3 protein-coding genes are annotated in these 3,521 nt (G+C 73.4%); 1 reads left to right on the top strand and 2 read right to left on the bottom strand.

Annotation, left to right across the window (positions count from 1 at the left end):
* Together ACWBNA_RS44125 and ACWBNA_RS44120 are read right to left on the bottom strand one after the other, a co-directional pair.
* The coding region (locus ACWBNA_RS44125; protein WP_482710258.1) for a serine/threonine-protein kinase at positions 1-1,098 on the bottom strand (1,098 nt) is incomplete at its 3' end.
* Positions 1,099-1,244: 146 nt separating this feature from the next.
* Positions 1,245-2,930, bottom strand: coding sequence for a serine/threonine-protein kinase (locus ACWBNA_RS44120; RefSeq protein WP_482710257.1), 1,686 nt, complete (start codon positions 2,928-2,930; stop codon positions 1,245-1,247).
* Positions 2,931-3,300: 370 nt separating this feature from the next.
* Here ACWBNA_RS44120 and ACWBNA_RS44115 point away from each other — a divergent pair.
* Positions 3,301-3,521 (top strand): hypothetical protein (locus ACWBNA_RS44115; RefSeq protein ID WP_482710288.1); only part of this gene is annotated, 221 nt, incomplete at its 3' end.

Genomic DNA, 3,521 nt, shown 5'->3' with positions numbered 1-3,521 from the left:
CGCCCGGTGCCGGGCAGAGCCGGGTCGGGGGGCGCCCGAGGCCCGAGGCGCACGGGCGGTGCCCCGCGCGCCCCCGGCCAGCTCGTCCGGCGCGGGCACCCGCATCGACGTGTGCGTGTCGCGGTTGGAGTCGGCCGGCTTGGCGCCCGGTACCAGGGGCACCGCGCCCCGCCGCCGTACCGGCGTGGGGGGCGCCGGCTCGTCCGAGGGCGGGCTTTGGCCCTGCTCGTCCTCGGACTCGGTGTCCGGCTCGTCCACGTCCAGCGGCGGCATGCCCGCCAGCATCGGCAGCAGCTCCCGCAGCCGTACGCCCAGCTCGGAGGCCCGCAGCCGGGAGGCCGGTGCCTTGGCCAGGCACTGCACGATCAGCTGCCAGAGCTCGTCCGGGATGCCGGGGAGGGGGACGACCGTCTCCGTGACGTGGCGGCGCAGTACGGCACCGGGGTGCCCCCCGCCGAACGGCGTGAAGCCCGCCAGCAGCTCGTACAGGACCGTGGCCAGTGCGTAGATGTCCACCGAGGCCCTCGGCGGCAGGCCCTCCACGATCTCCGGCGCCAGGTAGTCCGGCGTGCCGATGATCTTCGTGGCGCGGGTCCGGCGCGGGGAGTCGATGAGCTTGGCCACGCCGAAGTCGGTCAGCAGCGCCGGATGGGATCCGCCGGGGCCCAGCGGGCCCTGCATGTCCAGGAGCACGTTCTCCGGTTTGACGTCCCGGTGGACGACCCCGGCCGCGTGCGCCGCCGCCAGCCCGTCCGCGACGTCCGCGACGATCGCCACGGCCGCCTCGGGCGCGAGCCGCTTCTCCCGGTCGAGCCGGGTGCGCAGGTCGGTGCCCCGGACGAGGTCCATGACCAGCGCGAGGTCGGTGCCGTCGACGACCAGGTCACGCACCGAGACCACGTGGGGGTGCTCCAGGCCGAGCAGGGCCGTGCGCTCCTGCACGAAGCGTCCGACGAGTTCCTGGTCGGACGCGAGGTCCTCGCGCAGCAGCTTGACGGCGACGGGACCCTCGGGTCCCTCGCCCAGCCACACCGTGCCGGCGCTGCCCCGCCCCAGGATCTGGTGAGCGGTGTACCGGCTGCCGATCTTCCGTGCCAAGGCTGCTCCTACAGACGCGTGTTGCCGATAAAGCTACGCGCCGGACGAGCCAACCTTCACCGCGGAGACGGAAATCACCCGCCGGGTGTCGACAAATCCCCTCAGTCGCCGCGGAAATCCCCGCAGTCGCCCCGGTTCGGGGGTCGCTACTGGCCGGAAGAGCTCCCGCTCAGCTCGCCGATCCACCCGGAAACCGTGTCGAACATGTCGCCGATCTGCTGCCAGTAGCTCTTGCCCGTGCCGATCCACTCCTGCAACGGGCTCAGTTCCCAGACCAGCCAGCCCGCGACGAACAGGATGACGATCGTGAACAGGCACCCCTTGAGGCAGCCGAGGCCGGGGATCTTCATCGGGTTGGCGCTGCGCTGCCGCGGCTCACGGGGCTCGCGCGCGGGCCGCTGGGGCTCCTGCTGCGGGGGCGGCGCGTATCGCTGCGGCTGCGGCTGCTGACGGCGCTGGGGCTGCTGCTGCGGGGCGTACTGCTGCGGCTGTTGCTGCTGCGGGCTGCCGTAGCCACCGGGCTGCGGGGGCCGTTGCTGCTGAGGGCGCTGCGGCGGCTGCTGCGGCCGGGCGACCTGCCGCTGAGGGCGGCGGCGCAGCGGGTCCTCGTTGGGGTCGAGGTACTGGACCTGCGTCTGCTCGTTGCGGTCACGGGCCGCGCGCAACTGGTTCTGCCAGGGGTGCGGGTCCTCGGGCTGACCCGGCTGCCGGCCCTGCTGACCGCCCGGCGGCTGCTGCGGCATGACGGCGGTGGGGTCGGCGGCACCCAGGGGCGCCCCGGGGCCGCCGGGGGCGCCGGTGTGGGGCATGACGCTGGTCGCGGCGTTGGGGTCGTAGGCGTTCGGGTCGTAGGCGCCCGCGCCGTGCTGCAGCACCTGCGTCGGGTCGGCGGCGCCGGGCGCGCCCGGGACGGCCGCCGGGGCCGGGTCGGGTGCCAGCAGCGCGCCGACCGCCTCCGCGGCGGCGATCTGCGCGGAGTTCGCGTGCACGCCGATGCCTTCGGCGACGGTGCGCAGGGCGCGCGCGAGGTTCTCGGCACTGGGGCGCTCGGCCGGGTTCTTGCGCAGGCAGCGCTCGATGACGGTCCAGAGCGGGTCGGGGACCGTGGACGGGCGGCGCGGTTCGGCGCTGAGGTGCTGGTGGAGAACTTCGAGGGCCGAGCCTCCGCCGAACGGGGGACGGCCGGTCACCAGTTCGTACATCAGGATGCCGGCGCCGTAGATGTCGACGGCGGAGGTCTGCGGGCGGCCCTCGGCGGACTCGGGCGCGATGTACGCGGGCGTGCCGACGAACTCGTGGGTGCGGGTGAGGCCGGGCGAGTCGGCGAGGCGCGCGATGCCGAAGTCGGTCAGCATCGGGTGCATCTGACCGCCGTACTGCTTGAGCAGGACGTTCGCCGGCTTCAGGTCGCGGTGGACGACGCCGTCGGCGTGGCTGGCGGCGAGCGCGTCGGCGATCTGGGCGGTGAGCAGGGCGGCGCCGACGGGCGTGAAGGGGCCGTTCTCGCGCAGGTAGCGGTGCAGGTCGGGGCCCTCGACGAGGTCCATGACCAGGGCGAGCAGATCGCCCTCGACGACCAGGTCGCGCACGCGCACGATGTTCGGGTGGGTCAGGCGGAGCAGGACGGAGCGCTCCCGCAGGAACCGCATCACGATGTCGGGATCGCTCGCGAGTTCCTCCTTGAGGACCTTGATCGCGACGGTCTCGCCGGGCTGGCCCTGCACGGCCGCCTCGGCTCCCGCGGTCTCGCGCTGGCGGGCTCGCCAGACGGTCCCCGTGGCGCCGCGTCCGAGCGGCTCCTCGAGGAAGTACTTGCTGCCTACCGGCCGCACGTCATGCGCTCCCTGTTGCTGGCTTGCCTGCTTGCTTACCTGGCAGCTACACCGGTGTCCGGCGTGCTATGGGTGTTCCGACCCACTGTAGTGCCGTGGTCCGGGGCGTCGCGGTGTCGTCTTTCTGTGCGTCTTACGTACCGCTGCCCGTACACGTTCGAAGGAAAGACGCTCGACTCGATCCCGATGGTTGCCACAGCCGCCCGTGAGCGATCTCAAGTGGTCACGGGTCGGGCACTGGTCAGGCACTTTTGCGGGCAGAGCCGACCAATCAAGATCATTCGATGATGGGCGGCGGGCGTGTTGTCGGTGGCAGGTGCGAGGATGCCTCCAGTACTGGCCGACGTGCTCGTGGTGGTGGGGGAAGTCCGTGGCGTGGGACCGCGGAGCGGCTTCGTCCTCGTCCCGGGTGCCCGCGCAGAAGGGACCGCTGACGGCGATGCAGATCCGGCTGACCGTCGTAGACCCGCTGGGCCCGCCCGACCGCGCCCAGGGCCGCGCCGCGAGCTGCGACGTGCTGGTCACCGCGCCCGCGGGCACGGCCCTGGCCGCGGTGGCGTCGGCGCTCGCCTCGGCGGTCCCCGCGGACGC

The organism is Streptomyces sp. Q2 (assembly GCF_056820935.1).
The sequence above is the reverse complement of the archived record's forward strand: the minus strand, read 5'-3'. Positions and strand labels throughout refer to the sequence as shown.